Source organism: Burkholderia catarinensis (genome assembly GCF_001883705.2).
Lineage (GTDB): Bacteria > Pseudomonadota > Gammaproteobacteria > Burkholderiales > Burkholderiaceae > Burkholderia > Burkholderia catarinensis.
The window spans coordinates 126,480-149,692 of sequence record NZ_MDEQ02000004.1 but is presented as its reverse complement, the minus strand read 5'-3'; the positions used below and the strand labels follow the sequence as shown (position 1 = coordinate 149,692).

General features: G+C 66.5%; 20 protein-coding genes. 5 read left to right on the top strand and 15 right to left on the bottom strand.

Features of this window, described 5'->3' with window-relative positions; translation table 11 throughout:
- Positions 1-145: 145 nt before the first annotated feature.
- The 6 genes from BFF94_RS07870 to BFF94_RS07845 form a co-directional block, all read right to left on the bottom strand.
- Positions 146-820 (bottom strand): C40 family peptidase, encoded by a 675-nt coding sequence (locus tag BFF94_RS07870; RefSeq protein ID WP_128842466.1) that lies wholly within the window; start codon positions 818-820, stop codon positions 146-148.
- 128 nt (positions 821-948) lie between these two features.
- On the bottom strand, positions 949-2,571 hold the full coding sequence (locus tag BFF94_RS07865) for an ABC transporter ATP-binding protein (protein WP_128842465.1): 1,623 nt from the start codon (positions 2,569-2,571) through the stop codon (positions 949-951).
- Positions 2,568-3,665: an ABC transporter permease gene (locus BFF94_RS07860; RefSeq protein ID WP_128842464.1), complete on the bottom strand. Its 1,098-nt coding sequence runs from the start codon at positions 3,663-3,665 to the stop codon at positions 2,568-2,570. The genes BFF94_RS07865 and BFF94_RS07860 overlap by 4 nt, the downstream gene beginning before the upstream one ends.
- A 48-nt stretch (positions 3,666-3,713) precedes the next feature.
- The gene (locus tag BFF94_RS07855; RefSeq protein ID WP_128842463.1) at positions 3,714-4,757 is read right to left on the bottom strand and encodes a microcin C ABC transporter permease YejB; all 1,044 of its coding nucleotides are present in this window, start codon (positions 4,755-4,757) and stop codon (positions 3,714-3,716) included.
- Between the two features lie 52 nt (positions 4,758-4,809).
- Positions 4,810-6,690 carry an extracellular solute-binding protein gene (locus BFF94_RS07850; protein WP_128842462.1) on the bottom strand — a complete coding sequence of 627 codons (1,881 nt, stop codon included), beginning with the start codon at positions 6,688-6,690 and terminating at the stop codon, positions 4,810-4,812.
- A 206-nt stretch (positions 6,691-6,896) separates the two neighbouring features.
- Entirely contained in the window at positions 6,897-7,250 is a 354-nt protein-coding gene (locus tag BFF94_RS07845; protein WP_128842461.1) for a hypothetical protein, read from the bottom strand.
- A 296-nt stretch (positions 7,251-7,546) separates the two neighbouring features.
- On the opposite strand from BFF94_RS07845, the gene BFF94_RS07840 reads away from it, so the two are divergent.
- The 4 genes from BFF94_RS07840 (at position 7,547) to BFF94_RS07825 (ending at position 13,706) form a co-directional block, all read left to right on the top strand.
- Complete coding sequence (locus tag BFF94_RS07840) at positions 7,547-10,765, top strand: efflux RND transporter permease subunit (protein WP_128842460.1); 3,219 nt, start codon at positions 7,547-7,549, stop codon at positions 10,763-10,765.
- Complete coding sequence (locus BFF94_RS07835) at positions 10,755-11,930, top strand: efflux RND transporter periplasmic adaptor subunit (protein ID WP_219139188.1); 1,176 nt, start codon at positions 10,755-10,757, stop codon at positions 11,928-11,930. Before BFF94_RS07840 ends, BFF94_RS07835 begins: the two co-directional genes overlap by 11 nt.
- Positions 11,923-13,338 carry an efflux transporter outer membrane subunit gene (locus BFF94_RS07830; RefSeq protein ID WP_219139187.1) on the top strand — a complete coding sequence of 472 codons (1,416 nt, stop codon included), beginning with the start codon at positions 11,923-11,925 and terminating at the stop codon, positions 13,336-13,338. Before BFF94_RS07835 ends, BFF94_RS07830 begins: the two co-directional genes overlap by 8 nt.
- A 110-nt stretch (positions 13,339-13,448) precedes the next feature.
- Positions 13,449-13,706, top strand: a complete 258-nt coding sequence (locus BFF94_RS07825) for a DUF4148 domain-containing protein (protein WP_128842277.1) — start codon at positions 13,449-13,451, stop codon at positions 13,704-13,706.
- Between the two features lie 73 nt (positions 13,707-13,779).
- Here BFF94_RS07825 and BFF94_RS07820 read toward each other — a convergent pair whose 3' ends face one another.
- The 3 genes from BFF94_RS07820 to BFF94_RS07810 are packed head-to-tail and all read right to left on the bottom strand — an operon-like array spanning position 13,780 to position 16,542.
- On the bottom strand, positions 13,780-14,445 hold the full coding sequence (locus tag BFF94_RS07820) for a response regulator transcription factor (RefSeq protein ID WP_128842276.1): 666 nt from the start codon (positions 14,443-14,445) through the stop codon (positions 13,780-13,782).
- Positions 14,446-14,464: 19 nt separating this feature from the next.
- The gene (locus tag BFF94_RS07815) at positions 14,465-15,856 is read right to left on the bottom strand and encodes a sensor histidine kinase (protein WP_128842275.1); all 1,392 of its coding nucleotides are present in this window, start codon (positions 15,854-15,856) and stop codon (positions 14,465-14,467) included.
- Positions 15,857-15,867: 11 nt separating this feature from the next.
- Entirely contained in the window at positions 15,868-16,542 is a 675-nt protein-coding gene (locus tag BFF94_RS07810; protein WP_128842274.1) for a response regulator transcription factor, read from the bottom strand.
- 218 nt (positions 16,543-16,760) lie between these two features.
- Between BFF94_RS07810 and BFF94_RS07805 the strand changes: the two genes are divergently transcribed.
- Positions 16,761-17,060 carry a DUF4148 domain-containing protein gene (locus tag BFF94_RS07805; RefSeq protein WP_128842273.1) on the top strand — a complete coding sequence of 100 codons (300 nt, stop codon included), beginning with the start codon at positions 16,761-16,763 and terminating at the stop codon, positions 17,058-17,060.
- Between the two features lie 104 nt (positions 17,061-17,164).
- On the opposite strand, the gene cyoD is transcribed toward BFF94_RS07805, so the two are convergent.
- From cyoD to BFF94_RS07775, 6 genes are all read right to left on the bottom strand, one after another.
- Positions 17,165-17,497 (bottom strand): cytochrome o ubiquinol oxidase subunit IV, encoded by a 333-nt coding sequence (gene cyoD / locus BFF94_RS07800; protein WP_011352504.1) that lies wholly within the window; start codon positions 17,495-17,497, stop codon positions 17,165-17,167.
- The gene (cyoC, locus tag BFF94_RS07795; RefSeq protein WP_128842272.1) at positions 17,498-18,106 is read right to left on the bottom strand and encodes a cytochrome o ubiquinol oxidase subunit III; all 609 of its coding nucleotides are present in this window, start codon (positions 18,104-18,106) and stop codon (positions 17,498-17,500) included.
- Complete coding sequence (cyoB, locus tag BFF94_RS07790; RefSeq protein ID WP_128842271.1) at positions 18,106-20,112, bottom strand: cytochrome o ubiquinol oxidase subunit I; 2,007 nt, start codon at positions 20,110-20,112, stop codon at positions 18,106-18,108. Before cyoB ends, cyoC begins: the two co-directional genes overlap by 1 nt.
- A 3-nt stretch (positions 20,113-20,115) precedes the next feature.
- Entirely contained in the window at positions 20,116-21,003 is an 888-nt protein-coding gene (cyoA, locus tag BFF94_RS07785) for a ubiquinol oxidase subunit II (RefSeq protein WP_128842270.1), read from the bottom strand.
- Positions 21,004-21,271: 268 nt separating this feature from the next.
- On the bottom strand, positions 21,272-22,801 hold the full coding sequence (locus BFF94_RS07780; protein WP_128842269.1) for an NADH-quinone oxidoreductase subunit M: 1,530 nt from the start codon (positions 22,799-22,801) through the stop codon (positions 21,272-21,274).
- Positions 22,780-23,169 (bottom strand): hypothetical protein, encoded by a 390-nt coding sequence (locus BFF94_RS07775; protein ID WP_158061903.1) that lies wholly within the window; start codon positions 23,167-23,169, stop codon positions 22,780-22,782. The genes BFF94_RS07780 and BFF94_RS07775 overlap by 22 nt, the downstream gene beginning before the upstream one ends.
- Positions 23,170-23,213 lie beyond the last annotated feature (44 nt).

Below are 23,213 nucleotides of genomic sequence, written 5' to 3'. Positions count from 1 at the left end.
TTCGCGGGAAGGGGCGGTACGCGCCGCCGCCCCGCGACCGGCGGAACGACTTCCGCCTCGCTGCCCGCGCCGGCCCCAAAACAAAAAACCCTGCCGCCTTTCGGTGACAGGGTTTTTTCGATCCGGCCCGACTGACCGGCGAACGTCAGTTGTTGCCGTTCGCGGAATCGTCGCCGAGCGTCGCGCGCACGCGCTGACGCAGATCCTCGGCCTTCATCGGGAACTCCGACTCGATCCGGCGCGCGCCGGTGAAACGCTTTTCCCAGTAGCCGTTGTCGAGATCGTCGACGCGGACGGTGCTGCCCGTCGACGGCGAGTGCACGAACTTGTTGTCGCCGATGTAGATGCCGACGTGCGAGAACGTGCGGCGCATCGTGTTGAAGAACACGAGGTCGCCCGGCTTCAGGTTGCTCATGCTCACCTTCTCGCCGACACGGCTCATTTCTTCCGCACGACGCGGCAGCGACATGCCGAGCGTGTCCTGGAACACATAACGCACGAAGCCGCTGCAGTCGAGGCCCGAATCCGGCGAGTTGCCGCCCCAGCGATATCGCACGCCGATCATGTTCAGCGCGCCGACGACCACGTCGCCCGCCTTGCCCGCCATGCCGGCAAGGAACGACTTCGCACCGCCGCTCGACGGCTGCGCGCTGGTCTGCTGGAGGGAGGAAGTCGACCCGATTTGAGTCGAATTCGTGACATTCTGGTTAAAACTGCTGACTTCGTCGGCGAACGCGCCGGGAGCTGCTGCGAACAGGGCGCCGATGAACAGCCCGGCGATGGTGCGCGCGCATGCCTGGGTCAGGGATCGATGCTGCATTGGTCGATGGAATTTGCTTAAAAATCAGCTGATTGGCGGAAAATTTCGGTCGATACTAGCCAGCGCGTAATCGTTTGTCAAAACAAATTAATAAATACAATCGAGATGATCAGACCATTGGCGGCTTATCACGCTTTCCAGACCGCTTTCAACAGCTTTTGTGTGTAAGGATGTGACGGTCTGGTGAGGATGTCGGCCACGTCTCCCGACTCGACGACGGCACCGTCCTGCATCACCGCGACACGGTGCGCCATCGCGCCGATCACCTCCAGGTCGTGGCTGATGAATACATAGCCGAGGTTGTATTTCTGTTGCAAATTCGCGAGCAGTTTCAGCACCTGCTGCTGGATCGACACGTCGAGCGCGGAAGTCGGCTCGTCGAGGATCAGGATGCGCGGCTCCAGCACCAGCGCGCGCGCGATCGCGATCCGCTGGCGCTGCCCGCCCGAGAATTCGTGCGGATAACGATGCAGCACCGTGCGGTCGAGGCCCACTTCGCGCAGCACCGCGAGCGACTTCGCGCGGCGCGCATCGGGCGTCATTTCCGGGTGATGCAGCTCGAGCCCCTCGCCGACGATCCGCTCGATCGTGTGACGCGGCGAAAGTGAACTGAACGGATCCTGAAAGACGACCTGCATGTTCGAGCGCAGCGCGGTCTGTTCGCGGCCGCGATAGGTCGACAGCGCGCGCCCCTGGAATTCGATCTCGCCGCCGGCCGTCTTCTGCAGCCCGAGCAGCGCCATCGCGAGCGTCGACTTCCCGGAACCCGATTCGCCGACGATGCCGAGCGTCTCGCCCTGCCGCACCGACACCGATACGTCCGCGACGGCCGTCACGGGCACCGTGCCGAACCAGCCCGCGAAACCCGGCCGCTTGCGCGCGAACTGCACGCTTACGTGGCGCGCGTCGAGCACGACCGGCGCGATCGGCATCACGGGCGCGATCACGCGTTGCGGCCGGCTGTTCAGCAGGCGTTGCGTGTACGGATGCTCGGGTTCGGCGAAAATCCGCTCGACGGCCCCGCTCTCGACGAGCCGGCCGCGCTCCATCACCGCGACGCGATCGGCGAAATGCCGTACGAGATTCAGGTCGTGCGTGATCAGCAGGATCGCCATCCCGCGCTTTTCCGCTTCCTCGCGCTGCAACTCCAGCAGCAGGTCGACGATCTGCGCGCGGATCGTCACGTCGAGCGCGGTGGTCGGCTCGTCGGCGAGCAACAGGCGCGGCCGGCACGCGAGCGCCATCGCGATCATCGCGCGTTGCCGCTGGCCGCCCGACAACTGGTGCGGGTAGCTGTCGACCCGCTTCTCGGGCTCCGCGATGCCGGTGCGCGCGAGCAATGCGATCGCGCGCTTGCGCGCCTCGACGGCCGATACGCCGTCGTGCAGCACGATCGTCTCGCCGATCTGCACGCCGATCGTATACAGCGGGTTGAGCGCCGTCATCGGTTCCTGGAAGATCATCGCGATGTCCGAGCCGCGCAGCCCGCGCATCTCGCGCTCGCTCTTGACGGCCAGGTCCTGCCCCGCGAAGCGGATCGCGCCGCTCATGTCGGCGTCGCGCAGCAACCGCAGGATCGACAGCGCGGTCACGCTCTTGCCCGAACCCGACTCGCCGACGAGCGCGACGCGCTCGCCGCGTCCGATCGCGAGCGTCACGTCGTCCACCGCGACCGTATCGCCGAAACGCACATGCAGACGTTCGAGCGACAGCAGCGGCTCATGCTGTGCCGATACAACCGGTTCGCTCATCGCTGACCTCCCGCCGCGCGCACCGAATCGGCAATCCGCGTATCGAGCGCGTTGCGCAGCGCGTCGCCCATGAAGGTCAGCAGCAGCAGCGTCGTGACCAGCACGCCGAACGTCGACAGCGAGATCCACCAGGCGTCGAGGTTGCCCTTGCCCTGCGCGAGCAGCTCGCCGAGGCTCGGCGTCGGCGGCGGCACGCCGAGGCCGAGGAAGTCGAGGCTCGTGAGCGCGAGGATCGAGCCGCTCATCCGGAACGGCAGGAACGTGATCACCGGCGTGAGACTGTTCGGCAGCACGTGGCGCCAGATGATCTGCCAGTTCGTGAGCCCCATCGCGCGCGCGGCGCGCACGTAGTCCTGCGTGCGGTTGCGCAGGAATTCCGCGCGCACGTAGTCGGCGAGCCCGATCCAGCCGAACAGCGACAGCAGCACGATCAGCAGCAGGAAGCTCGGCTCGAAGATCGACGCGAAGATGATCAGCAGGTACAGCTCGGGCAGCGAGCTCCAGATCTCGATCAGCCGCTGCCCGACGATGTCGATGCGCCCGCCGAAGAAGCCCTGCACGGCGCCCGCGGCGATCCCGAGCAGCGTGCCGATCACGGTCAGGATCAGCCCGAACTCGACCGACACGCGGAACCCGTACACGAGCCGCGCGAGCAGGTCGCGCCCCTGCGCGTCGGTGCCGAGCCAGTTCGCGCGCGACGGCGGCGCAGGGTTCGGCACGTTCGAGAAGTAGTTCAGCGTGTCGTAGTAGTAGCGGTTCGGCGGGTAGACGACGAAGTTGCCGGGCGCCTCGAGCCGCTTGCGCACATACGGATCGAGATAGTCGGCCGGCGTCGGGAAATCGCCGCCGAAGGTCGTCTCCGGATACGCATGGAACAGCGGGAAATAGTATTGGCCGTCGTAGCGCACGACGAGCGGCTTGTCGTTCGACCACAGCGGCGCCGCGAGGCTCGCGGCGAACGCGACGACGAAGATCACGAAGCTCCAGTAGCCGAGCCGCTGCTGCCTGAAGCGCTGCCACACGCGACGCGCGGGCGACGGCGACACGCGCGCGCGCGCCGCGTCGATGCGGGACGACACGACGGCCCGGTTCATCGCGGCCCTCGCCCGGTAACGCCGGACAGGCGGACGGATCGTTTCATGTCAGCGCTCCAGGTTGTCGAATTGAATGCGCGGATCGACCCACACATAGCAGAGATCGGAGATCAGCTTGGTCGCGAGCCCGATCAGCGTGAACAGGTACAGCGTGCCGAGCACGACCGGATAATCGCGCCGCACGACCGACTCGTACGACAGCAGCCCGAGGCCGTCGAGCGAGAACAGCGTCTCGATCAGCAGGCTGCCCGTGAAGAACGCGCCGATGAACGCGGCCGGAAAGCCGACGATCAGAGGCAGCATCGCATTGCGGAACACGTGCTTCCACAGCACGTTGCGCTCGGAGAGCCCCTTCGCACGCGCGGTCAGCACGTATTGCCGGCGGATCTGGTCGAGGAACGCATTCTTCGTGAGCATCGTGATGACCGCGAAGCTGCCGACGACCGACGCGGTGATCGGCAGCGCGATATGCCACAGGTAGTCGAGCACCTTGCCGACGAGCGACAGCTGCGCGAAGTTGTCCGACGTGAGGCCGCGCAGCGGAAAGAGCTGCCAGAACGAGCCGCCGCCGAACAGCACGAGCAGCAGCACGCCGAGCACGAAGCCCGGAATCGCGTAGCCGACGAGCACGACGAGGCTCGTCGCGACGTCGAACGGCGAACCGTTGCGCACGGCCTTCGCGATGCCGAGCGGCACCGAGATCAGGTACGTGAGGAAGAACGTCCACAGCCCGATGCTGATCGACACGGGCAGCTTCTGCACGATCAGCGACCACACGCTCTGGTGGCGGAAATAGCTGTCGCCGAGATCGAAGCGCGCGAAGCGCTTCAGCATCAGCCAGTAGCGTTCGAGCGGCGGCTTGTCGAAGCCGTACAGCGCCTTGAGCTGCGCGAGCTGCTGCGCGTCGACGCCGGTGTGCGCACGCATCCCGAACGGCACCCCGCCCTGCTCCGTCGCGCCCTTGCGCAGCTCGAGCACGGCCTGTTCGACCGGGCCGCCCGGCACGAACTGGATCACGGCGAACGTGAGGGTCAGCACGCCGATGAGCGTCGGGATCATCAGCAGCAGGCGTTTGAGGATGTAGCTCCACATAGGGCGTCGACTCGCGATCGGTAGGCTGGATTGGACGAAGGGCCGGCTCGGTTCAGTGATCGGGCCTGGCCCACCAGGTCGATACGACCCAACCCTCGGCCGAATAGTACAGCGGCAGTGTTTGCGGATACGCGAGCGTGCGCTTGTACGCGATCCGGTGCGTCGCGCTGTACCACTGCGGGACCGTGTAGTAGCCGTGCATCAGCACGCGGTCGAGCGCGTGCGTCGCGTCGAGCAGTTCGTCGCGCGTCTGCGCGGTGCCGAGCGCGTGCAGCAGTGTGTCGACGGCCGGCGACTTCAGCCCGAGGACGTTGTCGGAGCCCGGTTCGTCGGCGAACTTGCTGCCGTAACGCGAGAACTGCTCGGCGCCCGGCACCTGCACGCCCGGCCAGCGGATCGTCGTCATGTCGTAGTCGAACGCATCGAGGCGCTTTTGCAGCAGCGCGTAATCGGCGGTGCGAAAGCGTGCGTCGATGCCGAGCTTTGTCAGATTGCGCTGATAGGCGGCCACCACACCTGTCATCGAAGCGCCCGAATCGTCGAGGATCTCGAACGTGAACGGCTCGCCGTTCGCGTTGCGCAGCGCGCCGTCGCGATAGGTCCAGCCGGCCTGCGCAAGCAGCGCGCGCGCCTTCAGCAGGTTCGCGCGCAGCGAGCCCGGCGGGTTCGTGACCGGCTGCGAGACCATCGGGCCGAACACGGCCGGGTCGAGCTGCGCGCGCAGCGGCTCCAGCAGCTTCAGCTCGCCTGCGCCCGGCATGCCGGTCGCCTGCAGGTCGGTGTCGGCGAAATAGCTGTCGAGGCGCGTGTAGGCGCTGTAGAACAGTTGCCGGTTCAGCCATTCGAAGTCGAACGCGAGGTCGAGCGCCTGGCGCACGCGCACGTCTCGAAACAGCGGCCGGCGCAGATTCATGAAGAAGCCCTGCATGCCGGCGCCGTTGTGCTGGCGGAATTCGCGCTTGACGAGCTCACCGTTGTCGAAACGCTTGCCGACGTCGCGCCGCGCCCAGTTGCGCGCGATGTACTCGACGAGCACATCGTATTCGCCGGCCTTGAACGCCTCGAGCCGCGCAACACCGTCGCCGTACAGCTTGTAGACGATCCGCTCGAAGTTGTTGGTGCCGACTCGCACCGGCAGGTCGGCGCCCCAGTACGCGGGGTTGCGCCGGTAGGTAATCGTGCGGCCATTGTCGTAGCGCTCGATCAGGTACGGGCCGCTGCCGATCGGCTGCTCGAACGCGAGCTGGTCGAACGGGATGCGCGAGCCGTCCGCGCGCAATCCCCACTTGCGCGAGAACACGGGCACGCCGCCGGCGATCAGCGGCAGTTCGCGATTCGCGCTGCGGAACTCGAAACGCACGGTAGCCGGATCGACCACCACGGCCTTCGCGATCTCCGCGAAATACGCGCCGAACTGCGGCGCGGCCAGCTTGCTCTTCAGCGTGTCGAACGAGAACTTGACGTCGTCGGCCGTGACGCGATCGCCGTTCGAGAAGCGCGCGCGAGGATTCAGGTGGAACGTGACCGAACGGCGGTCGGGCGCGATGTCGATGTCGTCGGCCAGCAGCCCGTACGCAGAGGCCGGTTCGTCCGAGCTGCCCGTCGCGAGACTCTCGAACAGCATGTCGATGCCCGGCGCCGAGTTGCCGCGCATCGTGAACGGATTGAACTTGTCGAACGACGTCAGCCGGCTCGGGTTCGCGAGCACGAGCGTGCCGCCCTTCGGTGCGTCGGGGTTGACGTAGTCGAAATGCGTGAAGCCCGGCGGATACTTCGGCTCGCCGTACTGCGCAATGGCGTAGGCCGCGTGCGCGGCCGTGGCAAGCACCGCCTGCATCGCGAACACCGCGGCAATGCGGCCGGCGGCCCGTACGGCATGCAGCGCGCCGAAGCGGACGCGCGCGGCGGCGGCCCGGGGCGAACCCTTCGTCATAGAGGCCCTGTCGGTCGAATGGGGGTAGTAACGTGGGACGATTCTACCCATTCAAACCGGCTTCGAGCCATCCGGCGGCCTTTCGTGCGCGATTTCATGCCGGAAATCGGGGCGACGACCGCCCTCATGCACAAAAGAAAACCGCCTCGAGGGCGGTTTCTTCGCGAACGCGAACGCGCACGCAAGCGGCGTGCGCGGCGCATCGATCAATGCCAGCCGTTGTGGCGGCCGCGATCGTGATCCCAGTGGTCCCGATCGCCGCCCCAGCCGCGGCCATGGCGGCGATACCACTCGTCACGGCCCCAGTAGCGGCGGCCGTCCCAGTAGCGGTCGCCATGCCAGCCGATCACGACCGCAGGCGCATACACGGGTGCCGGTGCATAGACGGGCGCCGGCTGGTAGACGACCGGCGGCGGCGGCGCATACACGGGCGCGGGCGCGACGTAGACCGGTGCCGGCACGCCGACGTTGATCCCGACATTGACTCCCGCCATTGCTGCGCCCGACACGAGCAAGGCCGTCATACCGGTCAAGAGCGAGGCAACACGCAAGGTCTTCATGGATTCCTCTTCTGGTTGTGTCATGTGTGATTCGACTATAACGGCAGGCACCCTCTCCGCATATTTCAAGTTTGTAAGAACTGATGCGCGGCATCGCAACGGAAGCCCGCACTTACGTCTTGTAACAATCGACGCCTGCCGGCCCTCGTCCCGCCCGTTCCTAAAACATCTTTCATCCTGGCCCGCGCCCGGCGTTAAGCGGTGCCACGCACACTGCGCGAGCCGAACCGGGCTCCCGCCGCGTTTCGGCAATTTGCTGACAGGCTGGCGCCCCCGCGCCGGCGGAGACCTCGCCGATGCTGAAACTCGTCCGACTCGCGCTCGCGCGCCCCTACACGTTCATCGTCCTCGCGCTGCTGATCCTGATCGCGGGGCCGCTCGCGGCGCTGCGCACGCCGACCGACATCTTCCCCGACATCCGGATTCCGGTCATCAGTGTCGTGTGGAATTACGCAGGCCTGCAGCCGGCCGACATGGCCGGGCGCATCGTCACCTATTACGAGCGCACGCTCGGCACGACGGTCAACGACGTCGCGCACATCGAGTCGCAATCGTTCCGCAGCTTCGGGATCGTCAAGATCTTCTTCCAGCCGAGCGTCGACATCCGCACCGCGACCGCCCAGGTCACGTCGATCTCGCAAACCGTGCTCAAGCAGATGCCGCCCGGCACCACACCACCGCAGATCCTCAACTACAACGCGTCGACCGTGCCCGTGCTGCAGCTTGCGCTGACGAGCGACACACTGAACGAGCAGCAGCTCGGCGACTACGCAACCAACGTGATCCGGCCGCAGCTGCTGTCCGTCGCGGGTGTCGCGATTCCATCGCCGTATGGCGGCAAGGTACGCCAGGTGCAGATCGACCTGGATCCGCAGGCGCTGCAGGCCAAGGGGCTGTCCGCACAGGACGTCGCAACCGCGCTGGCGCAGCAGAACCAGATCATCCCGGCCGGCACGCAAAAGATCGGCGGCTTCGAATACAACATCCGGCTCAACGACAGCCCGCTGACCATCGACCAGCTCAATGCGCTGCCGATCCGGACCGTGAACGGCGCGGTGATCTTCATGCGCGACGTCGCGCACGTACGCGACGGTTATCCGCCGCAGGGCAACATCGTGCGCGTCGACGGCCGCCGCGCGGTGCTGATGAGCGTGCTGAAAAGCGGTTCGGCATCGACGCTCGACATCATCGCTGGCGTGAAGGCACAGCTGCCGCGCATCGAGGCGACGCTGCCGCCTTCGCTCAGGCTCGTCGTGATGGGCGACCAGTCCGTATTCGTCAAGGGCGCCGTGAGCGGCGTGGCGCGCGAAGGCCTGATCGCCGCCGCGCTCACGTCCGCGATGATCCTGCTGTTCCTCGGCAGCTGGCGCTCGACGCTGATCATCGCCGCGTCCATCCCGCTCGCGGTGCTGGCCGCGATCGCCGCGCTCGCGGCCGCGGGCGAGACGCTCAACGTGATGACGCTCGGCGGGCTTGCACTCGCGGTCGGCATTCTCGTCGACGACGCGACCGTCACGATCGAGAACGTCAACTGGCATCTCGAGCAAGGCAAGGACGTGCGCGGCGCGATCCTCGACGGCGCGTCGCAGATCGTCGCGCCGGCCTTCGTGTCGCTGCTGTGCATCTGCATCGTGTTCGTGCCGATGCTGCTGCTCGATGGCGTGGCCCGCTTCCTGTTCGTGCCGATGGCCGAAGCGGTGATCTTCGCGATGATCGCGTCGTTCGTGCTGTCCCGCACGTTCGTGCCGATGATGGCCCGTTACCTGTTGAAACCGCATGCCGCGCATCCGGCGGCCGTGCTCGCGCCGCACGGCGCGCCGTTCCCGCCGCCACGCGCCCGCAATCCGCTCGTCGCGTTCCAGCAGGGATTCGAACGCCGTTTCGCGGCGCTGCGCGCCGGCTACCGCTCCGTGCTCGGCCTCGCGCTCGTGCATCGCGCGCGCTTCGTCGCGCTGTTCCTGGCCGTCGTTACGCTGTCGTTCGTGCTGGTGCCATGGCTCGGCCGTAATTTCTTCCCGTCGGTCGACGCGGGAGAAATCGCGATTCACGTGCGCGCACCGATCGGCACGCGCATCGAGGAAACGGCCGCGCTGTTCGACCACGTCGAGCACACGGTGCGCGGCGTCGTGCCGCCTCGCTCGCTCGCGAGCATCGTCGACAACATGGGCCTACCGAACAGCGGGATCAACCTCACTTACAGCAACAGCGGCACGATCGGCCCGCAGGACGGCGACATCCTCGTGTCGCTCACGGGCGACCACGCACCGACGGCCGGCTACGTGAAGCAATTGCGTACCGTGCTGCCGCGCGCGTTTCCGGGTGTGACGTTCTCGTTCCTGCCCGCCGACATCGTGAGCCAGATCCTCAACTTCGGCGCGCCCGCGCCGATCGACGTACAGGTGACAGGCCCCGACCAGGCCGCCAACCGCGCCTATGCGACCGATCTGCTGCGGCGCATCCGCACGGTGCCGGGGGTTGCCGACCCGCGCGTACAGCAGGCGTCGACCTATCCGCAGTTCACGGTGTCGGTCGACCGCGCGCGTGCCGCGCAGCTCGGCATCACCGAGCAGGATGTCACCAATGCCGTGGTGGCAAGCCTGTCCGGCACGAGCCAGGTGTCGCCGACCTACTGGCTCGATCCGCACAACGGCGTGTCGTATCCGATCGTCGCGCAGACGCCCCAGTACCGGATGACATCGCTGTCGGACCTGCGCGCGCTGCCCGTCACCGGCCACGCGGGCGCCCCGCAATTGCTCGGCGGCCTGGCGACGATCGTGCGCGGTCAGACCGACGCGGTCGTGTCGCACTACGACATCGCGCCGCTGTACGACATCTTCGCGACGACGCAGGACCGCGATCTCGGCGCGGTCAGCGCCGACATCGACCGCGTGCTGCGCGCGAGCGCTGCCGACCTGCCGAAGGGATCGCGCGTGACCGTGCGCGGCCAGGTGCAGACCATGAACAGCGCATTCGGCGGGCTGCTCGCCGGCCTCGCCGGCGCGGTCCTGCTGATCTACCTGCTGATCGTCGTCAACTTCCATTCGTGGCGCGACGCGTTCGTGATCGTGAGCGGCCTGCCCGCCGCGCTCGCCGGCATCGTATGGATGCTGTTCATCACGCGCACGCCGCTGTCGGTGCCGGCGTTGACGGGCGCGATCCTGTGCATGGGTGTCGCGACCGCGAACAGCATCCTCGTCGTCACCTTCGCGCGCGAACGGCTCGCACATACCGCCGACGCGGCCGTCGCCGCGCTCGAGGCAGGCTTCACGCGCTTTCGGCCCGTGATGATGACCGCGCTCGCGATGATCATCGGCATGGCGCCGATGGCGCTCGGTCTCGGCGACGGCGGGGAACAGAACGCCCCGCTCGGCCGTGCGGTCATCGGCGGCCTGCTATGCGCGACCGTCGCGACGCTGGTGTTCGTGCCCGTCGTATTCAGCCTCGTCCACCGGCGCGATCGCGCGCCTCGTTCCGAATCCCTGTCCCTCACTCCGGGAGAACAGCATGTCCACTGAATTCGAAGTCCGTCCCCCTGGCACGCCGCGTTACCTGAAGCCGCTCGCGATCGCGGGCGCCGTCGCCGCGCTCGCCGTCGCTGCAGCCGGCCTCGTCGCCCGCCTGCACGACGCGCGCGCGGTCGCCGCCTGGACCGTGCAGCAGGCGATCCCGACCGTCGCGACGGTCGCGCCGCAGCCGGCCGCAGCCGATGCGCTCATGCTGCCAGGCCGGCTCGACGCGTACGTCGACGCGCCGATCTACGCACGCGTGCCCGGCTACCTGCATGCGTGGTACGTCGACATCGGCGCGCACGTGAAGGCCGGCCAGTTGCTTGCGTCGATCGACACGCCCGATCTCGACCAGCAGTTGCAGCAGGCGCGCGCCGACCTGCAGAGCGCGAGCGCGAACGAGCGGCTTGCGGCCGTCACGGCCGCACGCTGGGCCGAGATGCTCACGCAGGATTCCGTTTCGCAGCAGGAGGCCGACGAGAAACGCAGCGACCTCGACGCGAAACTCGCGGCCGTCGCGGCGAGCACCGCCAACGTGCGGCGCCTCGAAGCACTCGAATCGTTCAAGCGGCTCACCGCGCCGTTCGACGGCGTCGTGACCGCCCGCAAGACCGATGTCGGCGCACTGATCGACGCGGGCAGCGGCCACGGCGCCGAACTCTTCACCGTCTCGGACGCGCGGCGGCTGCGGCTGTACGTCCATGTCCCGCAAGACGATGCGGCCGCGATCCGGGCGGGCATGCAGGTCGCGCTGACCGTCCCCGAGCGCCCCGGCGCGACATTCGACGCCACGCTCGCGGATTCCGCGCAGTCGATCGACCCGGCTTCCGGCACGCTGCTCGCGCAGTTCTCGATCGCCAACCCGGCCGGCACGCTGTTCCCGGGCGAATACGCGCAAGTGCGGATCGCGATGCGCGGCGCCGCGCATGCACTGACGATTCCGGCCAGCACGCTGATCTTCCGCCACGACGGGTTGCAAGTCGCCGTGCTCGATGCGAACGGGCACGCGCGGCTGCGCAATGTCTCGATCGCGACCGATCTCGGCACGCGCGTCGAGATCGCGTCGGGGCTCGCGGCTGGCGATCGCGTGATCGACAATCCGCCCGATTCGCTCGCGGACGGAGACCCCGTGCGTATCGCCGGCGCCACGACGACGGAGCGTGCGCATGGCTGACCGTCTGCTCGCTGCGTTGCTGGGCAGCGTCGCGCTGCTCGCCGGCTGTTCGTTGGCGCCGACGTATCGCGCGCCGGCGGTGCCGGTGCCGGCCGCCTTTCGCGAAACGGGCCCATGGATCGACGCCGCGCCCGCCGACCGCCTGCCGCGCGACGGCTGGTGGCGCGTGTACGGCGACGCGACGCTCGACCGGCTCGAGCCGCTCGTCGCGCGCGCGAATCCCGATCTCGCCGCCGCCGTCGCGCGGCACGACGAAGCCGCCGCGCTGTTCGACGAGGCCCACGCGGCATTGCTGCCGACCCTCGGCATCGATGCCGAGACCGACCGCGACCGGCAGTCGGCGCGCCGGCCGTTGCGCGGCAGCGGCCAGCCCGACGTCTATGAGTCGAACACGCTCGAAGCAGGATTCGGCTACGACGTCGATCTGTGGGGCAAGGTCCGCAACACGGTCGCGGCCGGCCGCGACGACGCGCAGGCGGCCGGCGACGACCTCGCGTCGGTCCGGCTCAGCCTGGAGGCCGGCGTCGCCAGCACCTACTTCGATCTCGCGGGACTCGACCGCGAAGCGGACACGCTCGCGCAAACGATCGACACCTACCGCCGTGCGTGGCAACTGACGGTCAGCCGCCATCGCGGCGGCCTCGCGTCGGGGCTCGACGTATCGCGTGCGCAAACGCAACTCGCGCTTGCACAAGCTCGCGCGTCCGACATCGCCGCGCGCCGCGCGCTCGACGAGCACGCGATCGCGGCGCTCGTCGGGGCGTCCGCGTCGACGTTCTCGCTGCCGCCCGTCGCTGCGCTGCCGGGCGTGCCGTCGATTCCGACCGGGCTCGCGTCGACGCTGCTCGAACGCCGCCCGGACGTCGCCGCCGCCGAACGCCGCGTCGCGGCCGCGAACGCGCGGATCGGCGTCGCACGCGCCGCCTACTTTCCCGACCTGCAGCTCGGCCTCGACGCGGGGTTCCAGAGCGATACGTTTTCGCCGTGGCTCGCCGCACCGAACGAGATCTGGTCGATCGGGCCGCGTCTCGCGATGACGCTGTTCGACGGTGGCCTGCGCGCCGCCGGCGTACGCAAGGCGCGCGCGCAGTTCGCCGAACAGGGCGCGCGCTACCGGGCCGTCGTGCTGCAGGCGTTCCGTGAAGTCGAGGACGATCTCGCGCAACTGCACCGCCTCGGCGACGAATCGGACCAGGACGACGCGGCGCTCGTCGCGGCGCGGCATTCACTGGCGCTCGCGATGTCGCGCTATCGCGACGGTGCCGTCAGTTATCTCGACGTGGTCACCGCGCAGACGACCGAACTCGATACGCAGATCGCGTCGCTCGACGCTAATGCGCGGCGCCTGCAAGCATCCGTCGGGCTCGTGCGCGCGCTCGGCGGCGGCTGGCACGACGCGCGTTCATGAACGTTTCTTCATCGGCGCGCCGGACGCCCGCACGGGTGCACCCGATAACGTGTTTCCGGCCGGCATCGCACCCGCGACACCGGTCTCCGCCATTCGACCAGGATCACGCCATGAAGACATTGATGTTCGCTACCCTCCTCTGCGCCCTCTGCGTCGTGCTACCCGGCCGAGCCAGCGCAACGCAGCCCGCAACGGCGACCGGGCCGCAGACCTTCGCATCGACCGCGCCCGCACCGTTGTCATCGCAACAGGCATGGAATGCGCCGCAGGCAACGCCGCTGACACGTGCGCAGGTCTATCGCGAACTCGTCCGCGCAGAACACGACGGCCAGCTCGTGCAGCTCAATCGCGAACTCTATTCGCACTGACCGCACGCAATCGAACCTGCCGCGCGACGCGCGGCATCCCTGCCGTCCGCAAGCGTGGCGCGATACCGCACCGTCATCCGCCCGTGTCGAACCTGAACCCGAATCGCGCGACCGTTTCGATGCGCGCGGAAAAAGCGTGCGCGGCCAGCTTGCGCCGCAACCGCACGACCAGCGCATTGACCGTTTCGGGCTCGACATCGGCATCGCCCCATGCATAACGCAACACGGCATCACGCCCGACCGGTCGCCCCGATTCGCGCAGCAGGCATTCGACGAGACGGAATTCCCGTGCGCTGAGCGCCAACCTCCGGCCACGCTCTTCGAGTGCGCGCGTGGCCGTGTCGAGCCGGACCGACTCACGCATCGCGCCGACGCCCGCGCGGCGCCACAGCGCGCGCAACCGCTCGTGCAGTTCCACGAACGAACACGGATGGGCAAGACACACGTCGCAGCCGGCCTGGAGCATCCGCGCACGCTGCGCGGGTGTCGCACCGGCGACGATCGCGGCAATCGTCGCGCCTCCGGCCGATACGGCGAGTCGCGGCAATGCATCGAGGATCGACGTGCCGGCGGCGGCGTCGGGCGCAACGATCACGATTGCATCGAACCGGTCCTGGGTCGCCACGAAGCAGCCGTCGCGCCATCCGTCGACGCGCTCGACGCCGTGCGTGCTCTCGCGAAACGCCTTGTCCAGCCATGCCGCCTCCGGATTCGGCGGGGAAATCAGCAGGATGCGCATCGACCGTTCCCCGGCGCCGTCATGCGAGCGAGCGCGGCCAGCATTCGACCGTGATCGCCGCGCCGGCCAGCGGTGCATCGCCGATCCGCAGCGCGAAGCCGTGCACGCGCATCACCGCCGAGACGATACTCAAGCCGAGCCCCGAGCCGTTCACATGGCGCGTGCGCGCGCCGCGATAGAAGCGTTCGAGCACCGCGTCGCGTTCGCCGGGAGGGATGCCGGGGCCGGTGTCCTCGAACCGGACGAGCGGGCCGCTCGGCGTCGCGTGGAGTGCGACGTGCACGCGACCGCCCGGCGGCGTGAACTTGATTGCGTTGTCCGCGAGATTGCTGAACGCCTCGAACAGCAACGCGCGATCGCCATGAATGCCGTCGACCGGTGCCGCGTCGAGCTCGAACGACACGTCGACGGCTTCGGCCAGCGGCTCGTAGAGCTCGCAGACGCTGCGCAGCAATGCCGCGACGTCGACCGCGGCAAAGCCGCCGCGCCGGCTCAGCGTACCGATCTCGGAGATGCGCAGCATCGCGCGAAAGCGCTCGAGCAGCCGGTCGGTCTCGTCGCGCGCCGACGCCAGCAGTGCCGACGACGCAGGGTCGTCCGCGCAAAACGGCTGCTCCGCGAGCCGAGCCAGCATCGTGTGCACGCGTGCGAGCGGCGTGCGCAGATCGTGCGCGATACCGTCGCAGGTATGACGCACCTCGCCCATCAGCCGCTCGACTTCGTCGAGCATATGGTTCACGAGATGCGCGAGCAGGTCGAGTTCGTCGTAGCGGCCGACCGGCAGCCGCTTGCCGAGATCGCCCTCGGCGATCTGCCGCGTGACGCGCCGGATCGCGGCGACGCGGCGCATCTGCCGCATGCCGAGCATGCTGCCGCCCGCGATGCCCGCGATCAGGATCATCACGCCACCGATCACGAGCCCGCGGATCGCGACATCGCGGATCTGGATGAAATGCGACAGGTCGCGTGCGACAACCAGCGTCATCCCGTTGTCGCGGCGCACGGCCATCGCACGCGTGATCGGCGCGGGTTGACCGTCGAGCGGCACAAGCGTGCGTTGCAGCGTGCGCCCGTGGCGATCCGTGCGCAGCGCGGGCGGCGTCGCGATGTCGCCGGCCACGCGGCGCCCGTTCGCGTCGAACAGCCCGTAGAAACTCGTATGCATGTGCTCGTGCTCGAGCCGCCGGTGGATCGCGAGCGGCAGCTCGGCATCGGGAATCGAATCGAAATAGATCAGTTGCCACGCGAGCACCTCGTCGGTGTCGCGCGTCATCGTGTGCGTCGCGGCAGCGCTGATCACGCCCGCGAGCAGCAGCAGCGAAACCGAGAAGATCGCCGCATAGGCGCACAGCCAGCGAAACGTCGTCGTGTGCCAGCGGCGCGTGAAGTTCGCCGCGCGAGCCGCATCCATCCCCGCCTCCGTCATGCGAGCATGTAGCCCGAGCCGCGCACCGTCTGGATCATCGGGTTCGCGCCGGGCGGATCGATCTTCTTGCGCAACCGGCCCATGTGGACGTCGATCAGGTTGGTGCCGGGATCGAAGTGATAGCCCCATACGGTCTCGAACAGCATCGTGCGCGTGATCGTCTGGCCCGCGTTGCGCATCATGAATTCGAGCACGCGGAATTCGGTCGGCAATAGCGCAATCTCGTCGACGCCACGGCGCGCGCGGCGCGAAATGAGGTCGAGCTCGAGCGCACCGACCTTCAACAGCGTCTGCTGTGGTACGCCCGATGCCTGCCGGCGACGCAGCAGCACCTCGATGCGGGCGCTCAGCTCGCCGGAATCGAACGGCTTCGTCAGGTAATCGTCGCCGCCCGCGCGCAGCCCGCGGATGCGCTCGTCGACATCGCCGAGCGCGCTCAGCATCAGCACCGGCGTATCGATGCCGACCGTGCGCATCGCGGTCAGGATCGCGAGGCCGTCCGCGCCCGGCAGCATCCGGTCGAGCGTGATCGCGTCGTACGATGCGCTCATCGCGCGCAGCATGCCTTCGCGGCCGTTGTCGATCCAGTCGACCTCGAACCCGCGCGCAGTCAGTTCGCCGACGATTTCGTTCGCGGTCACCGCATCGTCCTCGACCGTCAGTACTCGCATGGCTGTCCTCGCAATGAACTTCATGACGGGCACACACGATGCGCCCGCGACTATCGTAGACGCCCCGACCGACGTCCGGCGTTACATGAAAATTGCTTCATCCGGCGCCCTGGCGAGCGCGCGTGAAACATGTTTCATCCGTGCGTCGCCCGCCTCGTCGTGCGCTCCGCCTACGCTGACGTCATGCGGCATCGGGCCGCGAAACCAGGAGCCACCGGATGAAACTGTCGACTACCGTCGCCTGCATGCTGCTCGCATGCGCCAGCACCGCCGCGTTCGCGGCACCGCACCTGACACCGCAGGAATGCAACGCCTATCCGTTCGTCCACACCGGTCACGAGGTCACGCATGCGGACCTCGTGCGCGAGCTGACCGAACTCGAACAGGTCGGCTACGAGCCGGCGCACGCGAGCCCTTACTACCCCGACGATCTGGACGGCGCGAAGCATCGGCTTGCCGCCGAGTACCGTGCGGATTGCACGCATGCGCTGACGGCCGACGCGGGCGCGCAGCACTGACCGCGTCGCGTCGCGCGCCGGGAAAAAGCAAAAAAGGCGGCACTCGCGTGCCGCCTTTTCTTCATGAACGCGCATGGATATCGATCGCTGCGCCGCGATACCGCTCAGCGCGACATCATGTTCATGCTGACGTTGTGCATGACCCACAGCGTGCCGACGATCAGGATCGCCGCGGTCAGCACCGTATAGCTGAATGCCATCACGTTCCAGCGCTGGCCCGACGAACCGTTCATGTGCAGGAAGTACACGAGGTGCACGACGATCTGCACGAATGCGAGCACCGCGAGCGCGATCAGCGACGCATGCGGCGACAGCACGCCGCCCATCACGAGGCCGAACGACGCAGCCGTGAGCAGCACCGACAGGATGAAACCGGCGACATAGCCGCCGACACTGCCGTGCCCTTCTTCGAGTTGAGACGAATGCGAATGGGCCATTTAGATCACGCTCGCGAGATAGACAAAGGAAAACACGCAGATCCATACGATGTCGAGGAAGTGCCAGAAGAGGCTCAGGCACGTCAGGCGTCGCAGGTCGCGATCGGTCAGGTCGCCGCCGCGGAACACGATCTGCCCGGCGAGCACGATCATCCACAGCAGGCCGGCCGTCACGTGCAGCCCGTGCGTGCCGACCAGCGTGAAGAACGCCGACAGGAACGCGCTGCGCTGCGGGCCGGCGCCGTCCGCGATCAGGTGCGAGAACTCGCGCAGCTCCATCGCGAGGAACGCCGCACCGAGCACGAACGTCACCGCAAGCCACGCGAGCAGCGCACCGCGCCGCTGCTTGTAGGCAGCCAGCATCGCGAAACCGTACGTGATGCTCGACAGCAGCAGCGCGGCGGTTTCCACCGCGACGCCCGGAATGTCGAACAGGTCCTTTGCGGTCGGCCCGCCCGCATACTGGTGGCCGAGCACCGCGAACGTCGCGAACAGCGCCGCGAAGATCACGCAGTCGGTCATCAGGTACAGCCAGAAACCGAACACCGAATGCGACGGCGGATGGTCGTCGTGCTCGAGCAGGGTTGCGCTCAAGGTTTTCTGCAACATCAGTTGGCCTCCAGTTCCACGTCGTCGACGCGCGCGGCCACGCGCTTCGTCGGCTGCTTGTCTTCGATCTTCCGCACTGTCGACGCGGGGATGTAATAGCCGTCGTTATTGCGCGAGCTGTAGATCACGAGCGTCGCGACGATCCCGACGAGACCGGTGATCGCCATCCACCAGATGTGCCACACCAGCGCGAAGCCGAGCACCAGGCTGAAAATCGCGACCACAAGGCCCGCGCAGGTATTCGACGGCATGTGAATGTCGCGGATCGCCGCCGGGTTCGGCCGGCCTTCGCCGTGCGCCTTCATGTCCGCGTACGCGTCGAGCGTGCGCACCTGCGGGATCACCGCGAAGTTGTAGTCGGCCGGCGGCGACGTAGTCGCCCACTCCAGCGTGCGGCCGCCCCACGGATCGCCCGTCGTGTCGCGGTATTCGGGCAGGTTGCGGTTGCGGATGCTGACCACCAGCTGCAGCAGCTGGCACGCGATGCCGATCGCGATCAGCACGGCGCCGAACGCGGCGACCAGCAGCCACGGATGCCATGCCGGGTTGTCGTAGTGATTCAGCCGGCGCGTCATGCCCATGAAGCCGAGCACGTAGAGCGGCACGAACGCGACGTAGAAGCCGATCTGCCAGAACCAGAACGCGGCCTTGCCGAGCTTCTCGTTCAGCTTGAAGCCGAACGCCTTCGGGAACCAGTAGTTGAAGCCAGCGAGATAGCCGAACAGCACGCCGCCGATGATCACGTTGTGGAAGTGCGCGATCAGGAACAGGCTGTTGTGCAGCACGAAGTCCGCGCCGGGAATCGCCATCATCACGCCGGTCATGCCGCCGAGCGTGAACGTGACCATGAAGCCGATCGTCCACAGCACGGGCGTCGTGAATTCGATCCGGCCGCGGTACATCGTAAACAGCCAGTTGAAAACCTTCACGCCGGTCGGGATCGCGATGATCATGGTCATGATGCCGAAGAACGCGTTCACGTTCGCACCCGAGCCCATCGTGAAGAAGTGATGCAGCCACACGAGGAACGACAGCACCATGATCGCGCAGGTTGCGTACACCATCGTCTTGTAGCCGAACAGCGGCTTCTTCGCGAACGTCGCGATGACTTCCGAGAAGATGCCGAACGCCGGCAGGATCAGGATGTACACCTCCGGATGGCCCCACGCCCAGATCAGGTTCAGGTACAGCATCGCGTTGCCGCCGGCTTCGTTCGTGAAGAAGTGCATGCCGAGGTAACGGTCGAGGCCGAGCAGCGCGAGCGTCGCGGTCAGGATCGGGAACGACGCCATGATCAGCACGTTCGTGCAGAGCGCGGTCCACGTGAACACGGGCATCTTCATCAGCGTCATGCCCGGCGCGCGCATCTTGATGATCGTCACGAAGAAGTTCACGCCGGTCAGCAGCGTGCCGACGCCCGAGATCTGCAGCGCCCACAGGTAATAATCGACCCCTACCCCCGGGCTGAATTGCAGCTCCGACAGCGGCGGGTACGCGAGCCAGCCCGTCTGCGCGAATTCGCCGATCACGAGCGAGACGTTGATCAGGATCGCGCTGACGGCCGTCATCCAGAAGCTCAGCGAGTTGATGAACGGGAATGCGACGTCGCGCGCGCCGATCTGCAGCGGCACGATCAGGTTCATCAGGCCGACCATGAACACCATCGCCATGAAGAAGATCATGATCACGCCGTGTGCCGTGAAGATCTGGTCATAGTGGTGCGGCGGCAGGTAGCCGGGCGCGTTGTACGCGAGCGCAAGCTGCATGCGCATCATGATCGCGTCCGCGAAGCCGCGCAGCAGCATGATCAGCGCGACGATGATGTACATCACGCCGAGTTTCTTGTGGTCGACCGTCGTCAACCATTCCGTCCACAGCCATTTCCACCGGCCGGTGATCGTCAGCGCGGCGAGAATGCCCAGCACGGCCAGCCCCATGAAGGCGCCGGCCACCATGATGATGGGCTGATCGAACGGGATCGCCGATAGTGTGAGTTTGCCGAACATGCGTTACCCCTTCGTGCCGCAGGCGGCGTCCTTCAGGTCGAGGACGTGGCCATCGTTGTATTTCGCGATGATGTTGTGGAAGAGCCGCGGATCGATCGACGAGAAGTAGCGCACGGGCGCCTTCTCGCTCGGCTGCGCGACGGTGCCGTACACGGTCGCGTCGAGCCGGTCCGGCGACGCCTTCACCTTCTGCACCCATGCGTCGAACTGTTCGCGCGGCTCGGCGAGCGTACGGAACTTCATGTCGGAGAAGCCGCGGCCGCTGAAGTTGGCGGACGTGCCCGCGTAGTTGCCGGGCTCGTCCGCGATCAGATGCAGACGCGTCTGCATGCCGGCCATCGCGTAGACCTGGCCGCCGAGTTGCGGGATGAAGAACGAGTTCATCACCGAATCCGACGTGATGCGGAAGTTCACCGGCGTGCCCACCGGGATCGCGAGCTGGTTCACCGACGCGATGCCGAGTTCCGGATAGATGAACAGCCACTTCCAGTCGAGCGCGACGACCTCGACGTCGATCGGCTTCACCGACGACTCGAGCGGCTTGTACGGGTCGAGCTCGTGCGTGGTCTTCCACGTGAGCACGCCGAGGAACAGGATGATCAGCGTCGGCACCGTCCAGATCACGACTTCGATCGCGGTCGAATGCGACCAGTTCGGCGCGTAGGTTGCGTTGCGGTTCGATGCGCGGTAACGCCACGCAAACCACAGCGTGAGCAGGATCACCGGCACGACGACGACCAGCATCGCCCATGTGGACGTCGCGATCAGTGCCTTTTCGGCAGCCCCCACGCTTCCTTTCGGATTTAGTACATCTAAATTACAACCTGACAGGCTCAGCGCCGCGCCGATTGAAATCAGCGCCGACCGGCCTCTTGAAGCTCTTCTTTTCATCACACAGCCCGAGGGTCATTAAATCCGTTGCGTATGCCTGATGCGCATTCGATCCACGAAAGTGAGCGAATCATACGTCGCGCGAGTGCAATGAAAAACCGATGGATGCGGCAAATCATCATTGCAGAATCCGCTGTGAGACACATTGTCGCGGGGCAATTTCACGCAGCCGAAAGCCGGCCCGGCGCCGCCGGCACCGGACCTCGATCGATGTGTGCGCAACGGGTGTGCGCCGTGCGACGCGGCCTGCTCGCACGGCATACGGCGATCAGTCGTGCGTCGATGCCATGTACGACGGCTGCGGCTGCACGGGACCATCCCCCGCCGGCACCTTCGACCGGCTGGCGTCCTCGATCAGACGTGCGACGGTCGGATCGATCGCGTCGGTAAACGGCTTCGGGTAGACGCCGACCACCAGCACGACCAGCGCGAGCGACGCGAACATCACGATCTCGCGGCGGTTCAGGTCGGCGAGCTTCGCGACACGCTGGCTCGCAACCTTGCCGAACACGACGCGCTTGAGCATCCACAGCGTGTACGACGCGCTGAGGATCAGCGTCAGCGCCGCGATGGCGCCGACCCAGAAGTTGAAACGGATCGCGCCCATGATGACCATGAACTCGCCGACGAATCCCGACGTGCCGGGCAGCCCGACGTTTGCCATGGCGAACAGCAGCGTGAAGGTCGCGAAACGCGGCATCACGCCCGCGACACCGCCGTATGCGGCGATCTCGCGCTGCTGCGTGCGATCGACGAGCACGTTCACGCAAAGCAGCATCGCGCCCGCGACGAAGCCGTACGACACGAGCTGCACGATCGCGCCTTCGACGCCGATCCGGTTGAACAGGAACAGCCCGAGCGTGACGATCCCCATGTGCGCGACCGTCGAATACGCGAGCAGCTTGCCGAGATCGGTCTGTGCGAGCGCGATCAGGCTCGCGTAAACGATCGCGAACAGCGACAGCGCGATCACGGCCGGCGCAAAGAAGTGGCTCGCATCCGGTGTAATCGGCAACGCGAAGCGCAGGAACCCGTAGCCGCCGAGCTTGAGCATCGCGAGCATCAGCGCGGCACCCGTCGGGCCGTCCGTGTAGACGTCGCTCAGCCACGTGTGGACCGGCCACATCGGCACCTTGACCGCGAACGCGGCAAAGAAGCCGAGAAACACCAGCAACTGCGGCGCAAAGCCGAGCTGCAGCGTACGCCACACGGCCATGTCGAACGTATGCGACTGCGCGTACAGGTACAGCATCGCCATCAGCAGCAGCAACGAACCGGCGAACGAGATGAAGAAGAACTTCACGGCCGCGTACACGCGGCGCTCCCGCCCCCACGTGCCGATCAGCAGGTAAAGCGGGATCAGCGTCGCCTCGAAGAAGATGAAGAACAGCAGCCCGTCCTGTGCGGCGAACACGCCGACCATCAGCCCCGACAGGATCAGGAACGACGCGTAGTACTGCGCGACACGCACCGTGACCGACTCCCACGACGCGATCACCACCACGAGCGTCGTGAATGCGGTCAGCACGACCAGCCATAGCGACGCGCCATCGATGCCGACGCGCCATCCGGAACTGAACGCCGCCAGCCAGTCGCGGTTTTCGACAAACTGCATCGCGGCCGAATGCGAATCGAAACCGGCGACAAGCGGAACGACGGCGGCCAGCCCCGCCAGCGCGCCGGCAAGCGCGATCAGTCGGGTCCGGCGCGGATGTTGGTCGGAACCGGCACGCAGCAGGCATGCGCCAACCAGGATCGGAACCCAGATGGCCAGGCTCAGGAAAGGGAAATCATGCATGTCAACAAGACCTTGAGATAGTCGCGCGCTGCGTCGGGGACAGGCGAAACGAAAGGAACGAAATCAAATCGAAAGATAGATTTCGCGAACCGCCAATGTTGGCAAAATGTAAAGTGGCATCCGGGGAAAACTTGACGCCGCTCAATCGCAATCGGGTTAACGAGCATAAAGCGATTGACAATTTTTTGCATCGCACCAGAATCTCGATCTCTGGAATCGAAGCAAGCTGTTGTTTTTGATGGGTAATTTTTCGCATCCGTGATGCCGGACCCCACGAAAAACGACGCAGCGCCGCAATTTTGATGTCGACGGGTCGTTACGGCGGGCAGGAATGTGATGATGGTCGTCGCGACGAGCGGCGATCGCACGGCGCCTGAATCCTTACATCGATACTTTCATTTTTATTTCAATC

Excerpts from the sequence above, each read along its gene's own strand:
- cyoA (WP_128842270.1), bottom strand. The coding sequence starts at position 21,003 with ATGAAAAGAAGAGCTTCAAGAGGCCGGTCGGCGCTGATTTCAATCGGC.
- BFF94_RS07825 (WP_128842277.1), top strand. The coding sequence starts at position 13,449 with ATGAAGACATTGATGTTCGCTACCCTCCTCTGCGCCCTCTGCGTCGTG.
- cyoB (WP_128842271.1), bottom strand. The coding sequence starts at position 20,112 with ATGTTCGGCAAACTCACACTATCGGCGATCCCGTTCGATCAGCCCATC.
- cyoD (WP_011352504.1), bottom strand. The coding sequence starts at position 17,497 with ATGGCCCATTCGCATTCGTCTCAACTCGAAGAAGGGCACGGCAGTGTC.
- BFF94_RS07865 (WP_128842465.1), bottom strand. The coding sequence starts at position 2,571 with ATGAGCGAACCGGTTGTATCGGCACAGCATGAGCCGCTGCTGTCGCTC.
- BFF94_RS07860 (WP_128842464.1), bottom strand. The coding sequence starts at position 3,665 with ATGAACCGGGCCGTCGTGTCGTCCCGCATCGACGCGGCGCGCGCGCGC.
- BFF94_RS07855 (WP_128842463.1), bottom strand. The coding sequence starts at position 4,757 with ATGTGGAGCTACATCCTCAAACGCCTGCTGCTGATGATCCCGACGCTC.
- cyoC (WP_128842272.1), bottom strand. The coding sequence starts at position 18,106 with ATGTTGCAGAAAACCTTGAGCGCAACCCTGCTCGAGCACGACGACCAT.
- BFF94_RS07835 (WP_219139188.1), top strand. The coding sequence starts at position 10,755 with ATGTCCACTGAATTCGAAGTCCGTCCCCCTGGCACGCCGCGTTACCTG.
- BFF94_RS07840 (WP_128842460.1), top strand. The coding sequence starts at position 7,547 with ATGCTGAAACTCGTCCGACTCGCGCTCGCGCGCCCCTACACGTTCATC.
- BFF94_RS07780 (WP_128842269.1), bottom strand. The coding sequence starts at position 22,801 with ATGCATGATTTCCCTTTCCTGAGCCTGGCCATCTGGGTTCCGATCCTG.
- BFF94_RS07820 (WP_128842276.1), bottom strand. The coding sequence starts at position 14,445 with ATGCGCATCCTGCTGATTTCCCCGCCGAATCCGGAGGCGGCATGGCTG.
- BFF94_RS07830 (WP_219139187.1), top strand. The coding sequence starts at position 11,923 with ATGGCTGACCGTCTGCTCGCTGCGTTGCTGGGCAGCGTCGCGCTGCTC.
- BFF94_RS07850 (WP_128842462.1), bottom strand. The coding sequence starts at position 6,690 with ATGACGAAGGGTTCGCCCCGGGCCGCCGCCGCGCGCGTCCGCTTCGGC.
- BFF94_RS07810 (WP_128842274.1), bottom strand. The coding sequence starts at position 16,542 with ATGCGAGTACTGACGGTCGAGGACGATGCGGTGACCGCGAACGAAATC.
- BFF94_RS07805 (WP_128842273.1), top strand. The coding sequence starts at position 16,761 with ATGAAACTGTCGACTACCGTCGCCTGCATGCTGCTCGCATGCGCCAGC.
- BFF94_RS07845 (WP_128842461.1), bottom strand. The coding sequence starts at position 7,250 with ATGAAGACCTTGCGTGTTGCCTCGCTCTTGACCGGTATGACGGCCTTG.
- BFF94_RS07870 (WP_128842466.1), bottom strand. The coding sequence starts at position 820 with ATGCAGCATCGATCCCTGACCCAGGCATGCGCGCGCACCATCGCCGGG.
- BFF94_RS07815 (WP_128842275.1), bottom strand. The coding sequence starts at position 15,856 with ATGGATGCGGCTCGCGCGGCGAACTTCACGCGCCGCTGGCACACGACG.